General features: G+C 71.6%; 20 protein-coding genes. 10 read left to right on the top strand and 10 right to left on the bottom strand.

The genetic code is table 11. The features are described 5' to 3' along the window. Positions 1–4 precede the first annotated feature (4 nt). The 3 genes from OHA03_RS30305 to OHA03_RS48050 all read right to left on the bottom strand — a co-directional run bounded on the left by OHA03_RS30305 (position 5) and on the right by OHA03_RS48050 (position 2,744). On the bottom strand, positions 5–1,372 hold the full coding sequence (locus tag OHA03_RS30305; protein ID WP_267006904.1) for a bifunctional o-acetylhomoserine/o-acetylserine sulfhydrylase: 1,368 nt from the start codon (positions 1,370–1,372) through the stop codon (positions 5–7). A gap of 175 nt (positions 1,373–1,547) precedes the next feature. Beyond that, the gene (locus OHA03_RS30310) at positions 1,548–2,519 is read right to left on the bottom strand and encodes a TauD/TfdA family dioxygenase (protein ID WP_267006905.1); all 972 of its coding nucleotides are present in this window, start codon (positions 2,517–2,519) and stop codon (positions 1,548–1,550) included. Between the two features lie 123 nt (positions 2,520–2,642). Beyond that, complete coding sequence (locus tag OHA03_RS48050) at positions 2,643–2,744, bottom strand: putative leader peptide (RefSeq protein ID WP_354006158.1); 102 nt, start codon at positions 2,742–2,744, stop codon at positions 2,643–2,645. An 846-nt stretch (positions 2,745–3,590) separates the two neighbouring features. On the opposite strand from OHA03_RS48050, the gene OHA03_RS30315 reads away from it, so the two are divergent. From OHA03_RS30315 to OHA03_RS30335, 5 genes are all read left to right on the top strand, one after another. Continuing rightward, a complete protein-coding gene (locus tag OHA03_RS30315; RefSeq protein ID WP_267006906.1) occupies positions 3,591–4,514 on the top strand; it encodes an NADP-dependent oxidoreductase in 924 nt (307 codons plus the stop codon). Further along, complete coding sequence (locus tag OHA03_RS30320; protein WP_267006907.1) at positions 4,511–5,272, top strand: GNAT family N-acetyltransferase; 762 nt, start codon at positions 4,511–4,513, stop codon at positions 5,270–5,272. The genes OHA03_RS30315 and OHA03_RS30320 overlap by 4 nt, the downstream gene beginning before the upstream one ends. A 222-nt stretch (positions 5,273–5,494) precedes the next feature. Next, positions 5,495–6,706, top strand: a complete 1,212-nt coding sequence (locus OHA03_RS30325; protein ID WP_267006908.1) for a PP2C family protein-serine/threonine phosphatase — start codon at positions 5,495–5,497, stop codon at positions 6,704–6,706. Positions 6,707–6,787: 81 nt separating this feature from the next. Then, positions 6,788–7,459 (top strand): TetR family transcriptional regulator, encoded by a 672-nt coding sequence (locus OHA03_RS30330; RefSeq protein ID WP_267006909.1) that lies wholly within the window; start codon positions 6,788–6,790, stop codon positions 7,457–7,459. Then, a complete protein-coding gene (locus tag OHA03_RS30335; RefSeq protein WP_267006910.1) occupies positions 7,456–8,229 on the top strand; it encodes an SDR family NAD(P)-dependent oxidoreductase in 774 nt (257 codons plus the stop codon). Before OHA03_RS30330 ends, OHA03_RS30335 begins: the two co-directional genes overlap by 4 nt. A 140-nt stretch (positions 8,230–8,369) precedes the next feature. Here OHA03_RS30335 and OHA03_RS30340 read toward each other — a convergent pair whose 3' ends face one another. The 3 genes from OHA03_RS30340 to OHA03_RS30350 are packed head-to-tail and all read right to left on the bottom strand — an operon-like array spanning position 8,370 to position 10,371. Continuing rightward, on the bottom strand, positions 8,370–9,086 hold the full coding sequence (locus OHA03_RS30340; RefSeq protein WP_267006911.1) for a phosphatase PAP2 family protein: 717 nt from the start codon (positions 9,084–9,086) through the stop codon (positions 8,370–8,372). A 14-nt stretch (positions 9,087–9,100) separates the two neighbouring features. Continuing rightward, positions 9,101–9,703, bottom strand: a complete 603-nt coding sequence (locus OHA03_RS30345; protein WP_267006912.1) for a phosphatase PAP2 family protein — start codon at positions 9,701–9,703, stop codon at positions 9,101–9,103. Beyond that, on the bottom strand, positions 9,703–10,371 hold the full coding sequence (locus OHA03_RS30350; protein WP_267006913.1) for a DedA family protein: 669 nt from the start codon (positions 10,369–10,371) through the stop codon (positions 9,703–9,705). Before OHA03_RS30350 ends, OHA03_RS30345 begins: the two co-directional genes overlap by 1 nt. Before the next feature lie 248 nt (positions 10,372–10,619). On the opposite strand from OHA03_RS30350, the gene OHA03_RS30355 reads away from it, so the two are divergent. The 4 genes from OHA03_RS30355 to OHA03_RS30370 all read left to right on the top strand — a co-directional run bounded on the left by OHA03_RS30355 (position 10,620) and on the right by OHA03_RS30370 (position 14,590). Beyond that, positions 10,620–10,952 carry a BlaI/MecI/CopY family transcriptional regulator gene (locus tag OHA03_RS30355; protein WP_051878105.1) on the top strand — a complete coding sequence of 111 codons (333 nt, stop codon included), beginning with the start codon at positions 10,620–10,622 and terminating at the stop codon, positions 10,950–10,952. Further along, the gene (locus OHA03_RS30360; RefSeq protein WP_267006914.1) at positions 10,949–11,890 is read left to right on the top strand and encodes a M56 family metallopeptidase; all 942 of its coding nucleotides are present in this window, start codon (positions 10,949–10,951) and stop codon (positions 11,888–11,890) included. Before OHA03_RS30355 ends, OHA03_RS30360 begins: the two co-directional genes overlap by 4 nt. A gap of 332 nt (positions 11,891–12,222) precedes the next feature. After that, positions 12,223–13,872 carry a ribosomal protection-like ABC-F family protein gene (gene abc-f, locus OHA03_RS30365; protein WP_267006915.1) on the top strand — a complete coding sequence of 550 codons (1,650 nt, stop codon included), beginning with the start codon at positions 12,223–12,225 and terminating at the stop codon, positions 13,870–13,872. Positions 13,873–13,921: 49 nt separating this feature from the next. Continuing rightward, entirely contained in the window at positions 13,922–14,590 is a 669-nt protein-coding gene (locus tag OHA03_RS30370) for an NAD-dependent epimerase/dehydratase family protein (protein WP_267006916.1), read from the top strand. On the opposite strand, the gene OHA03_RS30375 is transcribed toward OHA03_RS30370, so the two are convergent. Further along, complete coding sequence (locus OHA03_RS30375; protein WP_267006917.1) at positions 14,568–15,077, bottom strand: NUDIX domain-containing protein; 510 nt, start codon at positions 15,075–15,077, stop codon at positions 14,568–14,570. The two genes, OHA03_RS30370 and OHA03_RS30375, sit on opposite strands and share 23 nt — an antisense overlap. Positions 15,078–15,298: 221 nt before the next feature. On the opposite strand from OHA03_RS30375, the gene OHA03_RS30380 reads away from it, so the two are divergent. Then, positions 15,299–18,727 carry a phosphodiester glycosidase family protein gene (locus tag OHA03_RS30380; RefSeq protein ID WP_267006918.1) on the top strand — a complete coding sequence of 1,143 codons (3,429 nt, stop codon included), beginning with the start codon at positions 15,299–15,301 and terminating at the stop codon, positions 18,725–18,727. 96 nt (positions 18,728–18,823) lie between these two features. Here the strand turns inward: OHA03_RS30380 and OHA03_RS30385 are convergent, their stop codons facing one another. From OHA03_RS30385 to dhaK, 3 genes are read right to left on the bottom strand one after another with little or no spacing between them, the layout of a single operon-like run. Further along, on the bottom strand, positions 18,824–19,234 hold the full coding sequence (locus OHA03_RS30385; protein WP_267006919.1) for a PTS-dependent dihydroxyacetone kinase phosphotransferase subunit DhaM: 411 nt from the start codon (positions 19,232–19,234) through the stop codon (positions 18,824–18,826). Next, entirely contained in the window at positions 19,231–19,854 is a 624-nt protein-coding gene (gene dhaL, locus OHA03_RS30390; RefSeq protein WP_267006920.1) for a dihydroxyacetone kinase subunit DhaL, read from the bottom strand. The genes OHA03_RS30385 and dhaL overlap by 4 nt, the downstream gene beginning before the upstream one ends. A 50-nt stretch (positions 19,855–19,904) precedes the next feature. Next, complete coding sequence (gene dhaK, locus OHA03_RS30395; RefSeq protein ID WP_267006921.1) at positions 19,905–20,897, bottom strand: dihydroxyacetone kinase subunit DhaK; 993 nt, start codon at positions 20,895–20,897, stop codon at positions 19,905–19,907. Positions 20,898–20,906: the final 9 nt, after the last annotated feature.

A 20,906-nucleotide genomic window follows, 5' to 3' on the forward strand; every position in this document is an offset into this window, starting at 1 on the left:
TTGTTCAGGACGCTGCCTTCGCGGCGCGGAACCCCGCCTCCAGATCGGCCTTGAGGTCGTCCACGTTCTCCAGGCCCACCGAGAGCCGCACCAGCCCGGCGGTCGCGCCGGTGGCCGCCAGCTGTTCCTCGGTCAGCTGGCTGTGCGTGGTCGACGCCGGATGAATGATCAGACTCCGTACGTCACCGATGTTGGCGAGGTGGCTGAACAGCTCGACAGCGTCCACGAACCGCTTGCCCGCCTCCACCCCGTCCCGCAGTTCGAAGGCGAGCACAGCTCCGGCGCCCCGCGGCAGATAGCGCCGCCCCGCCTCGTACCACTTGCTCGAACTCAGCCCCGCGTAGTGCACGGCCGACACCTCGTCGCGCCGCTCCAGCCACTCGGCCAGTGCGAGGGCGTTGGACGTGTGCCGCTCCAGCCGAAGACTGAGCGTCTCCACGCCCTGCAGCAGCAGGAACGCGGAGCGTGGGGAGAGCGCGGGCCCGAAGTCGCGCAGCAGCTGGACCCGGAGCTTCACCGCGAAGGCGCTCGGCCCCAGATCGGGCCAGTAGCGCAGCCCGTGGTAGCTCGGGTCGGGCGAGCTGAAGTCGGGGAAGCGCTCGGCGTGGGCGCCGAAGTCGAACGTGCCGCCGTCCACCACCACACCGCCGATGGTGGTGCCGTGGCCACCGAGGAACTTCGTTGCCGAGTGGATCACGATATCCGCGCCGTGCTCGATCGGGCGCAGCAGATACGGGGTGGGCACGGTGTTGTCGACGATCAGCGGCAGTCCGGCCGCGTGCGCGGCATCGGCCACCGCCCGGATGTCGAGGACGTCGCCGCGTGGGTTTCCCAGCGTCTCCGCGAACAGCGCCTTGGTGTTCGGACGGATCGCTGCCGTCCAGGCATCGATGTCGTCGGGGTCGTCGACGAACGACACCTCGATTCCGAACCGGGGGAGCGTGTGGCGGAGCAGATTGTACGTGCCGCCGTAGAGCGAGGTGGAGGAGACGATGTGATCCCCGGCGCCGGCCAGCGTCAGGATGGCGAGGGTCTCGGCGGCCTGCCCGGAGGCCAGTGCGACAGCTGCAACGCCCCCTTCCAGAGCGGCGATCCGCTGTTCCAGGACGTCCTGGGTGGGGTTGTGGATGCGCGTATAGATGTTGCCGGGTTCCGCGAGCGAGAACAGATCGGCCGCATGCCGGGTGTCGCGGAAGACGAACGACGAGGTCTGGTAGATCGGCACCGCACGCGCGCCGGTCGTCGGGTCGGGGACGGCGCCGGAGTGGATCAGCTTGGTCTCGAAGGACCAGGCGGATTGCGCGGCCGCATCCTGGTGGTCGTGGTCCTCGGGGGTGTGTCCTGCGGTGACGGAGTCGATGGGCTGGCTCATGACGTTCCTCGCACGGTAGATCTGTGGCGGAAATACGGTGAGGGGCAGGGGGCGACGCACTGACTACGGACCGTAGAGCGCGTCACACGGGTGCGGAAGCTTGCCTCGGGCATGGCCATGAGGCTGCAATACCCCTGCAACAGAAGGGAGTTGAGGGGGTGGCGTCGTGGTCCGGTCAGGCGGCCGTGGAAGCGCCGGACGGGATCCCGAAGGCCGGGGCCGGTACGGTGTCGGGGCTGAGCAGGACGGACGGGCGGCCGTCCGTACCGATCGGGACATCGCCGTCGACGGTGACCCGGCGCAGTTTGCGGTCGTGCGTGTCGGAGTCGTCCACGCCGTAGTGCTGGGTGGCGCGGTTGTCCCAGATGGCCACATCACCCGTCTGCCACTGCCAGCGCACGGTGTTCTCCGGACGCTCGATGTGGGACTGGAACAGATCGATCAGTGCCCGGGAGTCGCGGCCGGTGAGTCCGGAGATCCGCTGGACGAAGTTGCCGAGGAGCAGCACCCGTTCGCCGGTCTCGGGGTGGACGCGCACCACCGGATGCTCGGTGCGGAACTTGGTGGAGGTGAACACCTCGCGGTATTTGGCGAACGCCTCGGGTCGGGCGTCGGGGCGCACCGCCGCGTAGTCGTAGTCGTTGGAGTGGATCGCCCGGAGGCTGTCGGCGAGGGCGCGCAGCGGCTCGGGCAGTTCGGCGTAGGCGGCTGCCGTGTTGGACCACAGGGTGTTGCCGCCGTACGGCGGAATGGTCACGGCCCGCAGGATGGAGAATGCCGGGTAGGCGGGCACGAAGGTGACGTCGGTGTGCCACTGGTTGGCCCGGCCGCCGTGGTCGGAGTCGATGCCGAGCGCGTAGCGGCCGTCGGCGGACGGCACGGTCGGGTGGGCGACCGGGGCACCGAGGAGCCGTCCGAACGCCTCGTGGCTCTCCCCGTCCAGGTGGTCCTGGCCGCGGAAGAAGATCACCTTGTGATCGAGGGCGGCAGCGCGCACGGCTGCCACGACGGCGGGTTCGAGATCGCCGCCGAGCCGGACGCCGGACACGACGGCTCCGATGCGGCCGCCGATCCTCTGGACGGTGACGGGGGTGGTGGCGACGGTGGTGGTGTCATGGGTCGGGTCGACGACGGGTGCGGAGGTCATGGCGGAGCCCTTTCCGTACGGAAATGGTGTGTCCGGGAGTGATGGGCGAGCGAGGGCACGGCCGCGCATCGGCGGTGCCGTGGGAGTCGTCGCTGCGGCAACGTCCGTGCGTGCGTCAGCTGTTCAGCGGAGCTGGTCGCAGCGGAGAGCGCGGCTACACGCCGCGGACGCTACGCGTCCCAGATCGACGTGGCGCCGCGAGACGAGAGTCGAGGTCGCGGACATGCCGCGAGCGTGTCAGCGGCTCCGGAGGCCGTCAACTCCGGCTGCGCTGTCCGTAGAGAGGGCCCGGAGGCCGGAGCAGGTGGCGGTCTCCCCATTGCCCCGCAGCTCCCCACATGACCTCTGACCTGCGCAGTCATCCCCATTCACACGGGCTGTGCGGAGACCGTTGGGCATGTGGCGGCGGGCGCCGGGGGGCCCGCTCGATTTCATCGGGCCGCAATGTGGGGGAGGGGGCGGCGACAGGACCCGCGCAGAACCGCCCCACCGGTACGGGGGAGCCCGGTGGGGCGGTCAGCACCAGCCTGCCACAGGCGGCGTCCGAATGGGGGCCGACCGGCACGTACCCGTGAGCAGTTGAGTCGAAATCGATCCCGGAGCGGATGGTGGGCGCCGTCAGGCGTGCGGTGTCCGACGAGGGTGTGCGTGACGGCGGGGGAGTTCTGTGTCGTGCAGTAGTGGCTGCTGGGCCCCGAGGAACGGGCAGCGTCCCCCGTCCCCGGCAGACGAGGGGAGTCGTCCACCACCGGCGTCGCCTGGCCTGACATCGCCGGTACGTACTCCACCGAGTCCGCGCCGTGCCAGCTGACCTGGCTCTGTGCATGCGGGTGCAGACGGGTCCGGTAGATCCCGATACGGCCCAGCTCATGGCCGGCGAACAGCGGATCGACCGTGGACGGCGGCCGGGCGGGGTCCGATCGGTGCGTACTTCGCCCCGGCCCGGATTCATTGCGACCCTGTGAACAGTGCACGGCCCGGGAATACATGCATGTCACACGGAGCTCTTGCAGCTGTAGCCGACAGCGGCTGCCGAGGCGGCCGATGCCATGAACCGGAGCGAGGGAGCTCATGCCGAAGGCGTACGTATTCACCCGCAGCGGCGGACCGGAGGTGGAGGCTTTCGTCGAGCAGGAAGTGCCCACCCCCGGGCCCGGGGAGCTGCTCGTCGCGGTCCGTGCTGCCGGGGTCAACCCGGTCGACTGGAAACTGCGCAACGGATACACCAGGCCCGGCAGCGCGCCGCCGCGCTATCCCGCCGTGTTCGGCAGCGAAGCGGCCGGCGTGGTCGAGCAGGTGGGCCCCGGTGCCGAGGGGTTCGAAGTCGGGGACGCGGTCTTCGGCAACCCGCTGACCGGTGGTTACGCCGAGTACACCCTGCTGCCCGTCGCGGTCACCGCGCACAAGCCGGACAGCCTGTCGTTCACCGACGCGGCCGCGCTGCCGGTCGCGGCGGCCACCGCGTACGACGGCATTCGCCAGCTGGACCCCGCGCCCGGATCGACCCTGCTGATCAACGGCGCCGGAGGCGGCGTCGGTGTGGCCGCGGTCCAGCTCGCACGCCACTTCGGGGTCCGGGTCATCGGTACGTCGAGCGCGGCCAAGAGGGACTTCGTCGAGTCGCTCGGTGCCGTGCACGTACCGTCGGGCCCCGGCATCGTCGACCGCGTGCGGGCAGTGGCCCCGGACGGGGTCGACGCGGTCTACGACCTGGTCGGCGGTGACGCGCTGCGGGCCGTCGCGGAGCTGCTCACGGACCGGAAGCGGCTGATCAGCGCAGGGGGCAAGCCGCTCGCCGTGGAACTCGGCGGGGCAGCCGTCGTCCGGGCCCGTACCGCCGCCGTCCTCGACGAAGTGGCCCGCCTCGCCGTCAGCGGTGCCTTCAGGACGTACGTGACGCAGACCTTCCCGCTCGCCGAAGCGGCCGCGGCGCTGCGCGCGGTGGAGAGCGGACACACCCGCGGCAAGATCGTGATCGAGGTGGAGGCCGCATGAGCGCCCCGCACCCCACCGTCCCCGGGGCGCACCCGCTGGACAACCCGGCCCGCGCCTCGCTGACCGGACCGCACGCCCATTTCGCCGAGCGCTCGGGCCGCATTCTGCGCTACCCGACCGACGTCTCGCCGTGGCTTGCGCTGCCGGACCTCCCGGACGCGGCGGACTGGGCCGACGTCGCCGCACTCGCCGGCCCCGGAGGGTCTGTCACCCTCACCGCGCTGCGTGAGCCGCCGCCCGGCGACTGGGAGGTCACCTTCCGCGCGGAGGGCGTCCAACTCGTCGACGACGGGGTGGACGCGGCCCCGGATCCGGAGGCTGTCCGCCTCGGCCCGGCCGATGTGCCGGAGATGCTCGACCTGGTCGCACGGACCCGCCCCGGACCGTTCCTGCCGCGCACCGTCGAGCTCGGCACCTACCTGGGTATCCGCCGTGACGGGGCTCTCGTCGCCATGGCCGGCGAACGGCTGCACCCGACCGGCTGGAGCGAGATCAGCGGCGTCTGCACGGACGAATCAGTGCGCGGCCAGGGGCTCGCCACCCGACTCGTCCTCGCCGTCGCCCACGAGATCAGGGAGCGCGGCGAAACGCCGTTCCTGCACGCGTCGGCGAGCAACACCAACGCCATCAGGCTCTACGAATCACTGGGCTTCCGGCTCCGGCGCCGGACATCGTTCCTCTCCGTCGTCGTACCGCGGGACCTGCCGGTGTCCGACCGCCGCGGCGCGGGCGACGCGCGGGCGGAGGCGCTGCGCTGACATCGGACCGCCTCTCCTGCAGCGCCGACTCCCGGAGTCCCGGGCCGAAGGAAGGGACCTTCGGCCCGGGACTTCCGGATCGAATGCCGTCGGCCCGCCCCGCCCCGGGACTTTTGGCACGGCCCATGAGGCCGTAAGCCTCGTGTGCCGAACGCCGGACTCCGGGTGCACTGGAAAGTGAGTGCCGGAACCGGACCGGCGCCTGCAGGAGGAGGCAGTGCAGTGACGATCGGGCTCCAGCGCTCCGCGGCCGTACGCAGTGCGGCGCTGCCGGTGACCGATGCAGGGGAAGCCGAGGCCTCCGCGGCCCGGGTCGGGAACGCGGCGTTGTTCGGCGGCCTGGCTCTGCTGACCGCTCTGATCGTCGTCCTCGACATAATGACCGGCAACGACCTGCGCATAGTTCCTCTGCTGGTCGTCGTGCCCGCATTCGTCTCCGTCTTCGGAACCATCCGGCAGACGGTGGGCGTCGCCACCTGGATCATGGTCGTCGTCGTCAGTTCCCGGCTGGTGTCCGGCGGGTCGTTCTGGGATCTTGCCAGCGGCGTCGTCTTCACGGTGCTGGCCTGTGGCCTGGGTATCGGTTCCTGTGTGCTGCGGATACGTCACGCCACCGAGATCGCCAGACTGCGCACCGCGGCGGTCGCTCTCCAGCGGCAGATCCTGCGCCCGCTGCCCGTCCTGACCGGCCATGTCGTCGCTCACGGGGTCTACGCCCCGATCGAGGAGGACCGGCTGGTCGGCGGTGACATCTACGAGGTCGTCGAATCGCCGTACGGAACACGGGTGATCATCGGCGACGTCCAGGGCAAGGGGATCGCGGCCATCGGAGCGGGGTTCGCTGCGCTCGGCGCGTTCCGGGAAGCGGCCATCCGCGAGCCCACCCTGACCGGGGTGGCGGACGCCCTGGAGGACGCGGTCGTCCGCCACAACACCTTCTCCGCCCAGACCGGTGAGACCGAACGTTTTGTCACCGCCCTGATCCTCGGCATCGACGACGGCGACCAGGTGGAGGCCGTGAACTGCGGCCATCTGCTGCCCCGGCTGCTGCACGACGGTGCGGCCGCCGCTGTGCCGCTCCGGCAGACCTCCGTCCCGCTGGGCATGGCGGAGCTCAGCAGCGAGCCGCGGGTGGCGGAACAGCTCGACTTCCCATCCGGTGCGACGCTCCTGGTGTTCACCGACGGAGTAACCGAGGCCCGCAACGCCGACGGCACCTTCTACCCGCTGGACACCCGGCTCGGCCGCTGGGCAGGGAGCGGGTCACGCGAGGTGCTGGACGCCCTCCATGCGGACCTCGACGCCTTCACCGGCGGCGTACGACGCGACGACATCGCGGTGCTCGCCCTGCGCAGGGCGCCGACCGGGAGCCGCAGGCCCGTGCCGGCCGGCGAGGGCGCGCGGCGTACCGGGCAGGCATTCGGCGAACGATAGACAACGGGCCTGCTCCGATCCCCATCATGTCCCGGCGCGACTTATGTCGCGCCGGGACATTTTTGGGTGTATGATCCACGTATGAATCCGGAACAGAAGACTCCGGATCGACGGAGCCGCAAGGCCCGCCGGACCCGGGACACGCTCGCGCAGGCCGCGTTCGAGCTCGTACTCGAACGGGGCCTGAAGAATGTGACGGTCGAGGAGATCGCGGAACGCGCGGATGTCGACCGGCGCACCTTCAGCCGCTACTTCACGAGCAAGGAAGCCGCGGTTCTGGACTCGCTCCGGGGCGACGGCGACCGGATCAACGACGCCCTGCGCGCCCGCCCCGCCGACGAGTCCCCTCTCACCGCCTACCGCCGCGCCGTCGTCGCCTGGCTCGACGACCCCGCGGCGCAGGCCTGGCACCGCCGGTCCCGGATCTTCGACCTGCTGGTCGTCGCCGAGGAGGAACCCACCCTCTACGCGGCCTTCCACCACATCAGGGTGGACGCCCAGGAGGACTCCGTCGCCATCATCGCGGACCGGCTCGGCGTCGACCCGCGGCTGGACCTCCGTCCCGCCGTCACGGTCGCCGCAGGCGCCGGGGCACTCCTCGCCGCCCAGGCCACCTGGGTACGCGGCGGACGACCGGACGCCCTGCCCCAACTGGTCGGGCAGGCCTTCGACGCCCTCTCGGGAGAACTGCTCGCGCAGCTTCCCGCCGGGCCGACGCAGCACAGCACCACGGAAGGAAACGCACCATCATGACCACCCCCCTCACCCCCGCCGACCAGGAGTTCGCCGGCCGGACCGCCCTCATCACCGGCGGAGCTTCCGGCATCGGACTGGCCCTGGCCCGTCGGCTCGCCGCGGGCGGAGCGGCCGTCGTCGTCGCCGACTACGACGAGGCGAACGCCCGCAAGGCAGCCGCCGAACTGGAGAGCGCCGGCGCCAAGGCCGCCGCGGTCGTCATGGACGTGACCGACCCGGCCTCCGTCGAAGCGGGTGTGCAGCTCGCCGTCGACACGTTCGGTGCCCTGCACCTCGCCGTCAACAACGCGGGCATCGGCGGCCCGAGCACACCGACCGGCGAGTACGCCGTCGAGGACTGGAACCGGGTCGTCGCCACCAACCTCAGCGGGGTCTTCTACTCGCTGCGCTACGAACTCCCCGCCATCGTCGCGGCGGGCGGCGGCGCCGTCGTCAACATGGCGTCGATCCTCGGCACCAACGGCTTCGCGGGATCCCCCGCCTATGTCGCCGCCAAGCACGGCGTCGTCGGCCTCACCAAGACGGCAGCCCTCGAATACGCGGCACAGAACGTCCGGATCAACGCCGTCGGCCCCGGCTTCATCGACACGCCCCTGCTGCGCAACACCGAGGGCCCGGCCCGCGACCACCTCATCTCGCTGCACCCCGCCGGCCGCCTCGGCACCGCGGAGGAAGTGGCCGAACTCGCCGCCTTCCTGCTCTCCGACCGCGCCTCCTTCATCCACGGCAGCTACCACCTGGTGGACGGCGCCTACTCCGCGTCCTGAGCGACGGGTGCGCGGCGGCCCGCACCCTTGTGGTCAGGGCCGCTGCGCCCCGTTCGGCGGGCCGGTGAGTCCGGGTGAACGGAGCCCGTCGCCGGTGTTCAGAAACGGCCCACGTGGACCCGCGCCGGGGCGTCCGGCCGTCAGCGGGATGCGGGCGAGGCCGTGCGTATCCGTATCAGCGTGGCCCCGAGCCCCAGCCAGACGGCGGCGAACAGCCATCCGGCCACCACATCCGTCGCCCAGTGCACTCCGAGCAGAACCCGGCTCACCCCGACGGCTGCGGCCCAGCAGCCGAGCAGGACAGCTACGGCGGCGGTGCCGGTGCTCGTGCCGGAGGCAGCGGCACGGGCTCGGCGCAGCCGTGCCCGGTGACCGATTGCCGCCATCAGCAGACCCGCCATCAGCGCGGATGTCGTCGCGTGCCCGGACGGGAAGGACAACCCCGAGGCGTGCGTCGCCCAGTCGCCCACCGCCGGGCGCGGGCGTCCGACCGCTTCCATCAGGCCGAAGCGCAGTGCCTGCCCGAGCAGCAGGAAGGCCAGGGCGCCTGCCGCGTACGCCAGTCGGTGGCGTATGTCACGGCCGGCTATCAGCCCGGCAGCCACGGCGGCGGCGTACGGGAACACGCCCGTACCCGTCGCCGTGACAACCCTGGCCACGGTGACGAGAGCGGCGGGCCGTCGGTGCAGGGACCAGGTGTGTGCGGCCCGGTCGATCGGCAGCACGGACCCGTGCCGGGCTGTGAGGACCACCGCCGTCAGGCCCAGGAGTCCGACGAACCCGATCAGTACAGCCCCGAGCGCCGTACGGATGCGAGGTACGACCGGATCCTCGGTGTACCGGGTCCGCCCTGTCACCGGGGCCTCCCCGCTCACCGCGCCGCCACCAGCGGACGCAACCGGCTGTCGCGCAGCCTCGCGACGGCCGGAGCGCAGCGCCGGGCGGCGACCGTCAGCGGCAGGGCTACGAGCGCACCGGTGACCAGTCCGATGAGCACATCGTGCGGATAGTGCACACCGATCCAGACCCGTGACGCCGCCATCAGCAGCGCCGCAGGGACGGCGACCGCGCCGAGCCGGCGGTCGGTCAGCAGGATCGCGACCGCCGCGGCTGCCGCAATGGCCGCGTGATTACTGGGGAAGGACCAGTCGCCCAGCGGCGGGCATGCCTCCACGGTGACCGCATGCAGGGTCTGGCACGGCCGCTGTTCATGGACGGCGAGCTTCAGCAGATCGTTGGCCACATACGCGGCCACCACGACCAGGGGCGCACAGAGCGCCATGGCCGCGCGGGCGGGGTCCCAGGAGCGGGACCGCCACCAGGCCGCGAGCATCAGCAGGGCGTAGAGCCCGAGACCGTAGTCCGACCAGGCGTGGATCGTGGAGTCCAGGGCGGCGGGGGAGCGCCGGGCGAGCTCGGTGATCGAGGTGTAGAGGCCACCGTCGAGCGAGGTGGCGGCCGAGGCGAGCGGCATCAGGTCCGGTCTCCTTCGACGGCGCGCCTGCCGCGCGAGCGCAGCAGTTCGGCAGCGAGGGGGATGAGGGAGACGACGACCACGACGGCGACGATCGGAAGGAGGTAGCGGTCGACATTCGGCACCGACGACCCCAGCCCGTAGCCCGCGAGCACCAGCCCGACCGTCCAGATCGTTCCGCCGACGATCTGCCAGAGCGCGAACTGCCTGGCCGGCACGTTGAGCGCCCCGGCCAGGGGGTTGAGTACCGTACGCACCACGGGGACGAAGCGGGCCAGCACGATCGCCCGCGCATGGCCGTATCTGTCGAGCAGCTCCTCCGCGCGGGCCGCGCCCTCGTGCAGCCTCTTGGCCCGGCTCCGGGCCAGCAGGGCGCGGCCGCCGCGGCGTCCGATCCAGTACCCGGTCTGTGCGCCGAGCAGCGCGCCGATCACGGAAGCGATGAGCACCTGGGACAGGGGGAGGTGGACCGGGCCGTGTGTGCCGGGCACACTGAGCAGACCGGCTGTGAACAGCAGGGAGTCGCCGGGGAGGAAGAAGCCGACAAGCAGCCCTGTCTCGGCGAACAGCACGGCCGCGATGCCGAGCACGCCGAACGCAGCGAGCAGTGACCCCGCGTCCAGCAGGTTCACCGCTTGCGGCGCGGCCGCCAGTGAGGATACGGACACTGCGGAGGGCCTCCCATAATGGTGAGCGGGCGCTCCGGCGGGACGCCCGAATGACTACAGTGGTGTAGACGGTCTACATCACTGTAGACGCCCGAAGCGGGAGGAGAGTTCCCATGTCCCAGGCGCAGGGGATATCGAGCAGAGATCCGGACCCGCTCGGGCCCGGTGAGGCAAGCCCTCGACCGCGCGGCGGGCCGGGCCCGGAGTCCGGTGCGGCACCCAGTGCGGAGCGACGCCCGGCCGGGGAGCTGGAATCCACAGTCCTGGCGGCCCTCTGGGCGGCCGACGCCCCGCTCACCCCCGGCCAGGTGCAGGGCGCCCTCGGCGCACCCCTGGCCCGCACCACCGTCACCACGATCCTGACCAGGCTGTACGAGAAGGGCACGGTCACCCGTACCCGTTCGGGGCGCGGCTTCGCGTACACCCCCACCGAGGACGCGCCCGGCCTCACCGCCCGCCGGATGCACAGCGAACTGCAGAAGGAGGAGGACCGCAGCACCGTGCTGGCCCGATTCGTCTCGCAGCTCACCGACGAGGACGAGCAGCTGCTCAGGGAACTGCTCGACGGGGACGCCCGATGATCTACGCCGTGTGGGTTCCGCTGCTGATGCCGCTCATCGCGGTCCCCGCGGCCCGCCGCCTGGCGGATGCCCTGTCACCCGTGCGCGCCGTGCGGCTGCTCGCTTCGACGGCCGTCGGCCTCGCCCTGTTCAGCACGCTCGCCCTGGTGCTGCTCGTGGTGCCCGGCGCGACCCGGTTCTCCGCCGTGGCCGCGGTCGGTGAACTCGTGAAGCCGCTCGCCGACGTCGCACCCGACGTGACCGTCCCGCTCGCAGCCGCCGCAGTCGCCCTGCTGGCCGGGTGCGCCGTCGCAGTCGCCCGTACCGTCCGCCGCCACTGGGTGGAGCTGCATCGCGCAAGCGCGCCGGCCGACGGCTCGGAAGGGGAACTGGCCGTTGTGCGCGACAGCCGCCCCGACGCCTATGCACTGCCCGGACTCCCGGGCAGTCCCGGCCGGATCGTCGTCACCACGGGCATGCTGCGCGCCCTGGACCCCGCCGAACGCGACGCCCTCCTCGCACACGAGCGCGCCCACCTCGCAGGTCGCCACCACTTCTTCCTCGCCGGAGCCGAACTGGCCGCCCTCTGCCACCCCGCGCTGCGCTCCCTGCGCGCACCCATGGGCTACGCGCTGGAGCGCTGCGCCGACGAAGCGGCGGCCATGGCGGTCGGCGACCGGCGGGTCGCGGCGCGCGCGATCGGCCGCGCCGCGCTCGCCGCACGCGCTGCCGAAGGAGCCGGGGGCCGACCCCGCGTGGCGCTCGCCGCAACGGCGGGGCCGGTGCCGCGCCGGGTCGAGGCGCTGCTCGGACGAGCGACCCCCCGACCGCGCGTCGGCCGTGCGGCCGCGGCGGCACTGCTGGCGTGCCTGGCCCTGTCCGGCGCGGCCGCACTCGACGCGACACATGATCTGCACAGCAGTATCGAGGTCGCGCAGGGCGAGAGCCCGCAGCGCTGATACGGCACGGCGCGGGTGTCTTTCCTGCGAGCGCCGACCGTGTCCGGCCGGGGCAACTCCTCGCCGACGGCCGGGGGTCCAGGGCTATGCCTGCCGTCGAGCCACGCCGTCAACCGACGGCGGCGTGGTTACACTGGGCGCCATGGGTTCGTACTACTACTTCCGCTGATTCCGGGCATGGACGCCGCCGCGCGACGCTGAGCGTCGCCGTGTGACCCGTACGGTCACCACCGCGTGCCGCGCATCCCTTCCTTTCCGCCCGCCGGACACCCCGCCCCCGCAGCGCCCTTCCGCGCGCCGTCGAGGGCACGTCACCTCAGGGAAGCCCACCCATGCCTGACCAGCACGACCGCGCCCAGCTGACCATGAAAGACGTCTCCAAGGCATACGGAGACCGAACCGTCCTCGACCAGGTGTCGCTCACCGTCCGCCCCGGCGACCGCATGGGCGTGATCGGTGAGAACGGCTCCGGGAAGTCCACACTGCTCCGGCTGATGGCCGGGGCCGAGAAGCCGGACACCGGCGATGTCACCGTCCGGTTCCACGCCGGCATCGGCCATCTCTCCCAGACCCTCGCGCTCGGCGCCGCCCACACCGTGCAGGACGCCGTCGACTCGGCACTCGCCGAGCTGCGTGAACTGGAACAGCGGATCCGCACCGCGGAAGCCGCGCTGGCCATGTCCGAAGCCCCGACCGAGGCCGAACTCGCCGCATACGGCGACCTGCTGACAGCGTATGAGGAACGCGACGGCTACCGGGCCGATGCCCGGGTCGACGCCGCGCCGCACGGGCTCGGGATCGGCCACCTCACCCGTGACCGCTCCCTCGGCACCCTGTCCGGAGGCGAACAGTCCAGGCTCGCACTCGCCTGCGCGCTGGCCTCCGCCCCCGAACTGCTGCTGCTCGACGAGCCCACCAACCACCTCGACCTCCATGCCACCAACTGGCTGGAGGACCACCTGCGAGCCCACCGCGGAACCCTTGTCGTCATCACCCACGACCGGGCCTTCCTGGAGCGCACCACCACCGTGATCCTGGAGGTCGACCGGGATCTGCGCAGCGTCGTCCGCTACGGGGACGGCTGGGACGGCTACCGCAGCGCGAAGGCCGCCGCCCGCCGCCGCTGGGCCCAGGACCACCAGGCATGGCTGGACGAGCTGGCCCGTACCCAGGAACTGGCCGACGCGGCGGGCCGACGTCTGGCCGGCACCGGCAAGGACCCCCACGAGGGCTGGGGCAAGCACCGCCGCTCGCACGAGGCCAAGCTGTCCGGACAGGTCCGAGCGGCCAGAACCCGACTGGACGAGCTGCGGCGGTCACCCGTGCCCGCCCCGCCCCAACCGCTGCGCTTCACCGCCGAACTGGCCGTCGCGGCGGACGGCGAACCGCACCAGGAACCACTCGCCGAACTCGACTCCGTCGTGGTCGGCGACCGGCTCGACCTGCCTGCCTGGCAGGTGACTCAGGGACAGCGACTGCTGGTCACCGGCCCCAACGGCGCCGGGAAGACCACTCTGTTGCGGGTCCTGGCCGGAGACCTCCGCCCCGACCGCGGCACGGTCCGCCGTCGGGCCAGGATCGGCTACCTCCCGCAGGAACTTCCCGCGAGGCCGACCCGCCGTACGCTCCTCGCGACCTTCGCCGCCGGGCGTCCAGGCCACCCCGAAAACTGGGCGGAACACCTGCTCGCCCTGGGCCTGTTCCGGCCGGAGGACCTGACGGTGCCCGTCGCCACCCTCTCCGTCGGGCAGCAACGACGGCTCGCCATCGCGCGGCTGGTCACCCGCCCGGCCGAGCTGCTGGTGCTGGACGAGCCGACCAACCACATCGCGCTCGACCTGGTGGAGGAGCTGGAGGCTGCACTGGCGCAGTACAGGGGAGCGGTGGTCGTGGTGTCGCACGACCGCAGTTTCCGCAGCAGGTTCGTCGGCGACAGGCTGGAGCTCCGTGCCGGACGACCGGTCGCCGGGACCCGCACGTAGAGTTCGCGCAGCACGACCGACGCGAGACGAGCCACCCGGAGCAGCTGCTGTGAGAGTGATCATTTTCGGCGCCACCGGGATGGTGGGCCAAGGCGTACTGCGGACCTGCCTGCTCGACGACCGGGTCGAGAGCGTTCTGATCGTCGGCCGTACGCCGGCAGGTGTGCGGCACCCCAAGATCCGTGAGGTCGTCCACCGCGACTTCACGGACTTCTCGGCGATCGACGCCGAACTCACCGGGCTCGACGCGTGCTTTTTCTGCCTCGGCGTCACCTCGGCCGGTCTGAGCGAGGAGGAGTACTCCCGCATCACGTACACGTACACCCTGGCCGCGGCCCGGGCGGTCGCCGCCCACAACCCCGGGCTGACCTTCACATACGTCTCTGGGGAAGGCACGGACAGCAGCGAGAAGGGCCGCACCGCGTGGGCGCGGGTCAAGGGGCGCACCGAGAACGAGCTCCTGGCGATGGACTTCCACACGTACATGTTCCGGCCGGGCTACATCCAGCCGCTGCACGGCGCGACGTCGAAGACCGCCTTGTACCGCTGGATGTACCGGGGTGTCTCCTGGCTCTATCCGGTGCTCCGGCGGATCATGCCGAACCATGTGACGACCACCGACAACATGGGGCGCGCCATGATCGCCGTCGTCGGCCGGCAGGGCTCCGGCGAACACATCCTGCACAGCCAGGAGATCAACCACGCGGCCGGCGCATAGCCTCTCGGCGTCCCTCCCGGACGTGTTCCGCCAGCCGTTCGACGAAGACCCGCTGGCCCGCGACGAGGCGCTGCGCCGCCTCATCCGGCGTGCACCAGGCGAACCGGTCGATCTCCGGAAACTCCTTCTGCACGCCGGACCCCCGGGGCCACTCCATGGTGAACGTCCCGGGCTCGGCACGGGCCGGATCGACATCGGCCTCCAGCGCCCACACGACCACCGACTTGCCACCGGTCTGACGGGACTCACCGAGCGGCACCCACACACCGTCAGGTGCCGGGTGGCCGAACTCCTCCTCGAACTCCCGGCGGGCAGCGGCCTCGGGTTCCTCATCGGGGCCGTACTCGCCCTTGGGGACCGACCACGCCGCAGCCTCACGCCTCGCCCAGAACGGGCCGCCCATGTGCCCGATGAGCACCTCGAACCCGGCGTCCCCGTCCGTGGACCGGAACAGCAGAAGACCCGCACTGCGCTTCTGAGACGACATACCGTCAAGTCTCCCCAAGATCACGCGTGTCATCGAGCCGCCGCACCCTGTTTCCCCTGAGGTTCCCGAGGCCCCCTGGTGCGTGGCAGTACGTGCGGCCATGCTGTCGGCCGACAGCGCTTACTGCCCGCCCAACCACCGCGAATCCAGGAGGATCTGTGGGCCCTGGCATAGTCGGCAGAGCAACGCGACCCCTCGTACTGCTTGCGACGGTGTCCGCGATGGCGGTGGGAGCCATCGCCCCCGCCGTCGCCGATTCGACCCCCGACCCCCGTCCCCGTAACTCCGCCGAGATCCTCAGACCGGTCGCGCCACCGGCTGCGAGCAACGCCGTCGGAGCGCCCCGAGCCGTCGTGGACGACGACGGCATCGAGACGGCCCGTACCTCCCGCCCGATCGCACCCGGCATCCGCCTCAGCTCGTACGACCGGCTCGAGTCGGACAAATGGCTCCGGGTCGACTCCCTCTCCGTCGACCTCGACGGCAGCGGCGCACAGGCCGACTACCTCTCCACCGGCAAGGTGTCCGACCGGCGTACGGTCTCCGAGCTTGCCGCCGGACACGACGCGGGCCCCGGCCGCCGGACCGTCGCCGCGATCAACGCCGACTTCTTCGACATCAACCAGACCGGTGCGCCCGAGGGGGTCGGCATCAAGGACGGCGCGACCGTCCAGTCCCCGGCCCCCGGAGTCAACCGGGCGGTCGGCATCGGCCCCGACAGCGCGGGCCGCATCCTGAACCTGTACTTCGAGGGCACGCTCACCCTGCCGTCCGGCCGGCAGCCGCTCGCCGCGTACAACGCCGCCAATGTGCCGGCCGGGGGAGTGGGCGCGTACACCTCGGCCTGGGGGACCGCCGATCGCGCACTGACCGTGGACAACGCAACACCGGTCGCCGAAGCGGTGGTACGGGACGGCAAGGTCGTGTCCGTGTCCTCCACCCCCGGCTCGGGCGCCGTCCCCGACGACACCACGATCCTCGTCGGCCGCGAGGCCGGAGCCACCGCGATCAAGACGCTCCAGTCCGGCGACCCCGTGTCGCTGACCTACCGGGCACGCACCGACGGCGGCCCCGTACCGCGCACCGCGGTCGGCGGCCGGGAACTCCTCGTCGTCGACGGCGTCGCCCAGAACCACGACGGCGAGGGCAACAACACCGCCGCGCCCCGCACCGCCGTCGGCTTCTCCCAGGACGGCCGCACGATGCAGATCCTCACCATCGACGGCCGGCAGGCCGACAGCGGTGGCGTCACCCTCACCGAACTCGGCCTGATGATGCGGCGCTCCGGCTCGTACAGCGCACTCAACCTGGACGGCGGCGGCTCATCGACCCTCGTCGCCCGCCGGCCCGGCAGTGACACGCTCCAGGTGGAGAACAGCCCCTCCGACGGCACCGAACGCACCGTACCCAACGGTCTCGCACTCACCGCCCCCGACGGCAGCGGCCGCCTCGACGGATTCTGGGTCGACACCCGCACACCGGCCGGCTCCGCACCGGGCGTCGACCCGGTCAAGGGCGGCCACCCCGAGCGGGTCTTCCCCGGGCTCACCCGGCGCCTGACCGCGACCGGATACGACGAGACGTACGGCCCCGCCACCGGCACCCCGCACTGGCGCACCACCCGTGGCGACACCGGAACGGTCGACGGCAACGGCGTCTTCACCGCGCGCCGCAGCGGCACCACGGACGTCCGCGCCGAACGCGGACCCGCTCACGGCAGCACCACGCTGACCGTTCTCGACAAGCTGACCCGGATCGAGCCGACCACCCGGCGGGTGGGCCTCGCGGACGCCGGAGCCATCGGCACCTTCGGCATCGTCGGACTCGACGCGCACGGCACCAGCGCCCCCGTCGAACCGCGCGACGTCACCCTCGACTACGACCACGCCCTCTTCGACGTACGCGACGACAGCCAGGGCAACTTCACCGTCACGTCACGCACCGGCAACGGCGCCGGCCAGATCAAGGCGACCGTCGCGGGCACCACCACCGCCCTCGCGGTCAGCGTCGGCCTCACCGAACAGGCCGTCTCCGACTTCGACGACGCCGGATCCTGGAAGTTCAGCCAGGCCCGGGCGAGCGGCTCCCTCTCCGCCACCCCCGACGGCCACACCGGCACCGGCCTCAGGCTCAGCTACGACTTCACCCAGTCGACCGCGACGCGCGCCGCCTACGCCGCGCCGCCCCAGCCCGTCGCCGTGCCCGGCCAGCCCCAGTCGTTCAAGCTCTGGATCAAGGGCGACGGCAAGGGCGCCTGGCCGACTCTGCACCTCAAGGACGCCGCGGGCTCCGACCAGTTGCTCCGCGGACCGTACGTCACCTGGACCGGCTGGCGGCAGGTGACCTTCGCCGTACCGGCGGGTGCGGCCATGCCACTCAGCGTGTACCGCTTCTACCTCGCCGAGACGGCGGCTGCCCAGCAGTACACCGGTGAGATCGTCATCGACGACCTCACCGCCCAGGTGCCGCCCACCGTCGACCTGCCCGAACAGACGACTCCCGCCGACCCGTTGATCGATCCGGCGGCGGTCACCGAGCACCGGGACCGGCAGTTCGCGGTCATGTCCGACGCCCAGTTCGTCGCCCGTGACCCGGACAGCACGATCGTCGCCCAGGCCCGGCGCACCCTGCGCGAGATCAAGGCGGCGCACCCCGACTTCCTGGTCGTCAACGGTGACCTCGTCGACGAGGGATCACCCGCGGACCTCGCCTTCGCCCACCGGGTCCTGACCGAAGAACTCGGCGACTCGCTGCCCTGGTACTACGTGCCCGGCAACCACGAGGTGATGGGCGGGAAGATCGACAACTTCATCGCCGAATTCGGCCCCGCCCAGCGGACGTTCGACCACAGGGGCACCCGTGTCATCACACTCGACACCTCCGGCCTCACCCTGCGCGGCGGCGGCTTCGCCCAGATCAAGGAACTGCGCGCCCAGCTCGACGCGGCAGCCGAGGACCGCGACATCGACTCGGTGATGCTGATCGAGCACGTACCGCCGCGCGACCCGACCGTACAGAAGGGCAGCCAGCTCGGGGACCGCAAGGAGGCGGCCTTGGTCGAACAGTGGCTCGCCGACTTCCGCCGTACGACTGGCAAGGGAGCCGCGTTCATCGGCAGCCATGTCGGGGTCTTCCACGCCTCGCACGTCAACGGGGTGCCGTATCTGATCAACGGCAACTCCGGCAAGGCGCCGGCCGGCCCGGCGGACGAGGGCGGCTTCACCGGCTGGTCCCTCGTCGGCGCGGACCACGTCTCGCGCGGCGAACAGGCCGCCGCCCGGCAGAAGCCGTGGCAGGGCGCGCCCGACTGGGTCTCCGTACAGACCAGGGCGCATGTCGACGCGCTGACCCTCGACGCCCCGTCCGTCCTCGCTGCCGGAAACACCGCGAAGGTCACGGCGACCGTCACCCAGGGCGCCCGCAGCGTTCCGGTCGAGTTCCCGCTGGCCGCCGACTGGACCGGCTCCCCGAATGTCCGTATCGGCGACCGGGACGGCGCCCGCCACCGGCACGCGGCGGTCTTCGACCCGGTCACCGGCACGCTCACGGCGCTCCGGCCGGGCACGGTCACGCTCGCGGTGACGGTCAACGGGACGACGCAGCGGACGCAGATCCAGATTGCCGCGGCGGCCTCCGCTTCAGCGGCCTGACCAACGGCCCTGTCCGCAACCCACGTGTGGACACATCGGTCCCGCACCCGGCTCTCCCCGAGAGCCGGGTGCGGGACCGATGCTTGCACCGTGCCTCTACACCTTGCGGTAGGAGTACGCCTCCGACGCCGCTGCCTCCACCGCAGCCAGATCGCCGCCCGCCGACGCAGTGACCAGCGCGGCCACCGCGCCCTCGATGAACGGCGCGTCCACCAGGCGTGCCCCGTCCGGCAGTTCGTCACCCTCGGCCAGCATCGACTTGACCGTGAGCACCGCACTGCCGAGATCGACCAGCACCGCGATCCCCACGCCGCCGTCGACGGAACGGGCGGCCTCGGCGATCAGCTCCGCACTGGTGCCGAGCCCACCCGTCTGCGTGCCACCGGCCGCGGCCACTGGGGCCGTCGCACCACCGGCCGCCAACCCCCTGGCCAGCTCGGCGACCGCCTCGGCGACCGGCCCGCTGTGCGAGACCAGCACGATCCCGACCTGCTTCTCCCCGCTCATGCGTCGTCCCCGTCCTCCGTGCCTGTGCCGCTCGTCCCGGCAAGTGCGGCGATCAGCAGTGCCGAGGACGTCGCCCCCGGATCCTGGTGCCCGATGCTGCGCTCACCGAGATAGCTCGCCCTGCCCTTGCGGGCCTGCATCGGTACGGTGGCGGCGGCGCCCGCCTCCGCCGCGTCCCGGGCCGCTCCGTGCGACGTCCCGAGCGCCGCGGCGCCCGGCAGCAGCGCATCGAGCATGGTCTTGTCCCCGGCCTGCGCCCCGCCCAGCTGGGCGACGGCCGCGACACCCACGGCGAACGCCTCGGCCAGCTGTTCCTCCGTCACCGCGGGCGCATCGCCCAGCGCCTTCCCCGTACGCCGCAGCAGCGTCCCGTACAACGGACCGGAAGCCCCACCGACCGTCGAGATCAACTGCCGTCCCGCAAGCATCAGTACGGCGCCCGGCGTCTGCGGGGACTCCTTCTCCAGCACTGCGCTCACCGCGGTGAATCCGCGCTGCAGATTGCTGCCGTGATCGGCGTCCCCGATCGCCGAGTCGAGTTCGGTGAGGTGATCGGCCTCGCGATCCACCGCGGCGGCGGCTGCGGCCATCCAACGGCGGAAGAAGTCGGCGTCCAGCACAAGATCTCCTTGTCCCTGAAGCATCGTCATGGGTGTACGGGCGGACGTTCTCAGCGGCCCCAGCGGAGGGCGGGTGTCTCCACCGGCGCGTCCCAGAGCCGCAGCAGCTCCTCGTCGAGCCGGCACAGCGTCACCGAACATCCCGCCATGTCGAGCGAGGTCACATAGTTCCCCACGAGCGTACGAGCCACGGAGACATGCCGCTCGGACAGCACCCGCTGCACCTCGGCATTGAACCCGTACAGCTCCAGCAGGGGCGTCGCCCCCATCCCGTTGACCAGCACCAGCACCGGACTGGTCGGCTGCAGATCGTCCAGCACCGCGTGCACCGCAAAGTCGGCGATCTCCCGCGACGTCATCATCGGACGTCGTTCCCGCCCCGGCTCACCGTGGATCCCGATCCCCAGCTCCAGCTCGCCGGCGGGCAGATCGAAGGTGGGGGAGCCCTTGGCGGGCGTGGTGACGGAACTGAGCGCCACCCCGAAGCTCCGCGACGCCTCGTTCACCTGCCGGGCGATGGCCTCCACCCGCTCCAGCGGTGCACCCTCGTCGGCGGCCGCCCCCGCGATCTTCTCGACGAACAGTGTGGCCCCCGTCCCGCGCCGCCCCGCCGTGAAGAGACTGTCCGTCACCGCCACGTCGTCATTGACGAGCACCTTTGCGACCTGCACGCCTTCGTCCTCGGCGAGTTCGGCGGCCATCTCGAAGTTCAGCATGTCACCGGTGTAGTTCTTGACGACGAACAACACCCCGGCGCCACTGTCGACCGCGGCGGCGGCGCGCACCATCTGGTCAGGAACGGGCGAGGTGAACACTTCACCGGGACAGGCGGCGGACAGCATCCCCGGCCCGACGAACCCGGCATGCAACGGCTCATGCCCGGACCCACCCCCGGAGACGAGCGCCACCTTCCCGGCCACGGGAGCGTCGCGCCGCATGACGACACGGTTGTCGACATCCACGGTCAGTTCGGGGTGAGCGGCGGCCATACCGCGCAATGCGTCCGCAACGACGGTCTCCGGGACGTTGATCAGCATCCTCATGGGTACCTC

The sequence above is a fragment of the Streptomyces sp. NBC_00154 genome (assembly GCF_026342835.1).
Lineage (GTDB): Bacteria > Actinomycetota > Actinomycetes > Streptomycetales > Streptomycetaceae > Streptomyces.

Bases quoted from the DNA above. Each gene is read 5' to 3' on its own strand.
- OHA03_RS30305 (WP_267006904.1), bottom strand. From the start codon at position 1,372: ATGAGCCAGCCCATCGACTCCGTCACCGCAGGACACACCCCCGAGGAC.
- OHA03_RS30310 (WP_267006905.1), bottom strand. From the start codon at position 2,519: ATGACCTCCGCACCCGTCGTCGACCCGACCCATGACACCACCACCGTC.
- OHA03_RS48050 (WP_354006158.1), bottom strand. From the start codon at position 2,744: ATGTCCGCGACCTCGACTCTCGTCTCGCGGCGCCACGTCGATCTGGGA.
- OHA03_RS30315 (WP_267006906.1), top strand. From the start codon at position 3,591: ATGCCGAAGGCGTACGTATTCACCCGCAGCGGCGGACCGGAGGTGGAG.
- OHA03_RS30320 (WP_267006907.1), top strand. From the start codon at position 4,511: ATGAGCGCCCCGCACCCCACCGTCCCCGGGGCGCACCCGCTGGACAAC.
- OHA03_RS30330 (WP_267006909.1), top strand. From the start codon at position 6,788: ATGAATCCGGAACAGAAGACTCCGGATCGACGGAGCCGCAAGGCCCGC.
- OHA03_RS30335 (WP_267006910.1), top strand. From the start codon at position 7,456: ATGACCACCCCCCTCACCCCCGCCGACCAGGAGTTCGCCGGCCGGACC.
- OHA03_RS30345 (WP_267006912.1), bottom strand. From the start codon at position 9,703: ATGCCGCTCGCCTCGGCCGCCACCTCGCTCGACGGTGGCCTCTACACC.
- OHA03_RS30360 (WP_267006914.1), top strand. From the start codon at position 10,949: ATGATCTACGCCGTGTGGGTTCCGCTGCTGATGCCGCTCATCGCGGTC.
- abc-f (WP_267006915.1), top strand. From the start codon at position 12,223: ATGCCTGACCAGCACGACCGCGCCCAGCTGACCATGAAAGACGTCTCC.
- OHA03_RS30375 (WP_267006917.1), bottom strand. From the start codon at position 15,077: ATGTCGTCTCAGAAGCGCAGTGCGGGTCTTCTGCTGTTCCGGTCCACG.
- OHA03_RS30380 (WP_267006918.1), top strand. From the start codon at position 15,299: ATGGCGGTGGGAGCCATCGCCCCCGCCGTCGCCGATTCGACCCCCGAC.
- OHA03_RS30385 (WP_267006919.1), bottom strand. From the start codon at position 19,234: ATGAGCGGGGAGAAGCAGGTCGGGATCGTGCTGGTCTCGCACAGCGGG.
- dhaK (WP_267006921.1), bottom strand. From the start codon at position 20,897: ATGAGGATGCTGATCAACGTCCCGGAGACCGTCGTTGCGGACGCATTG.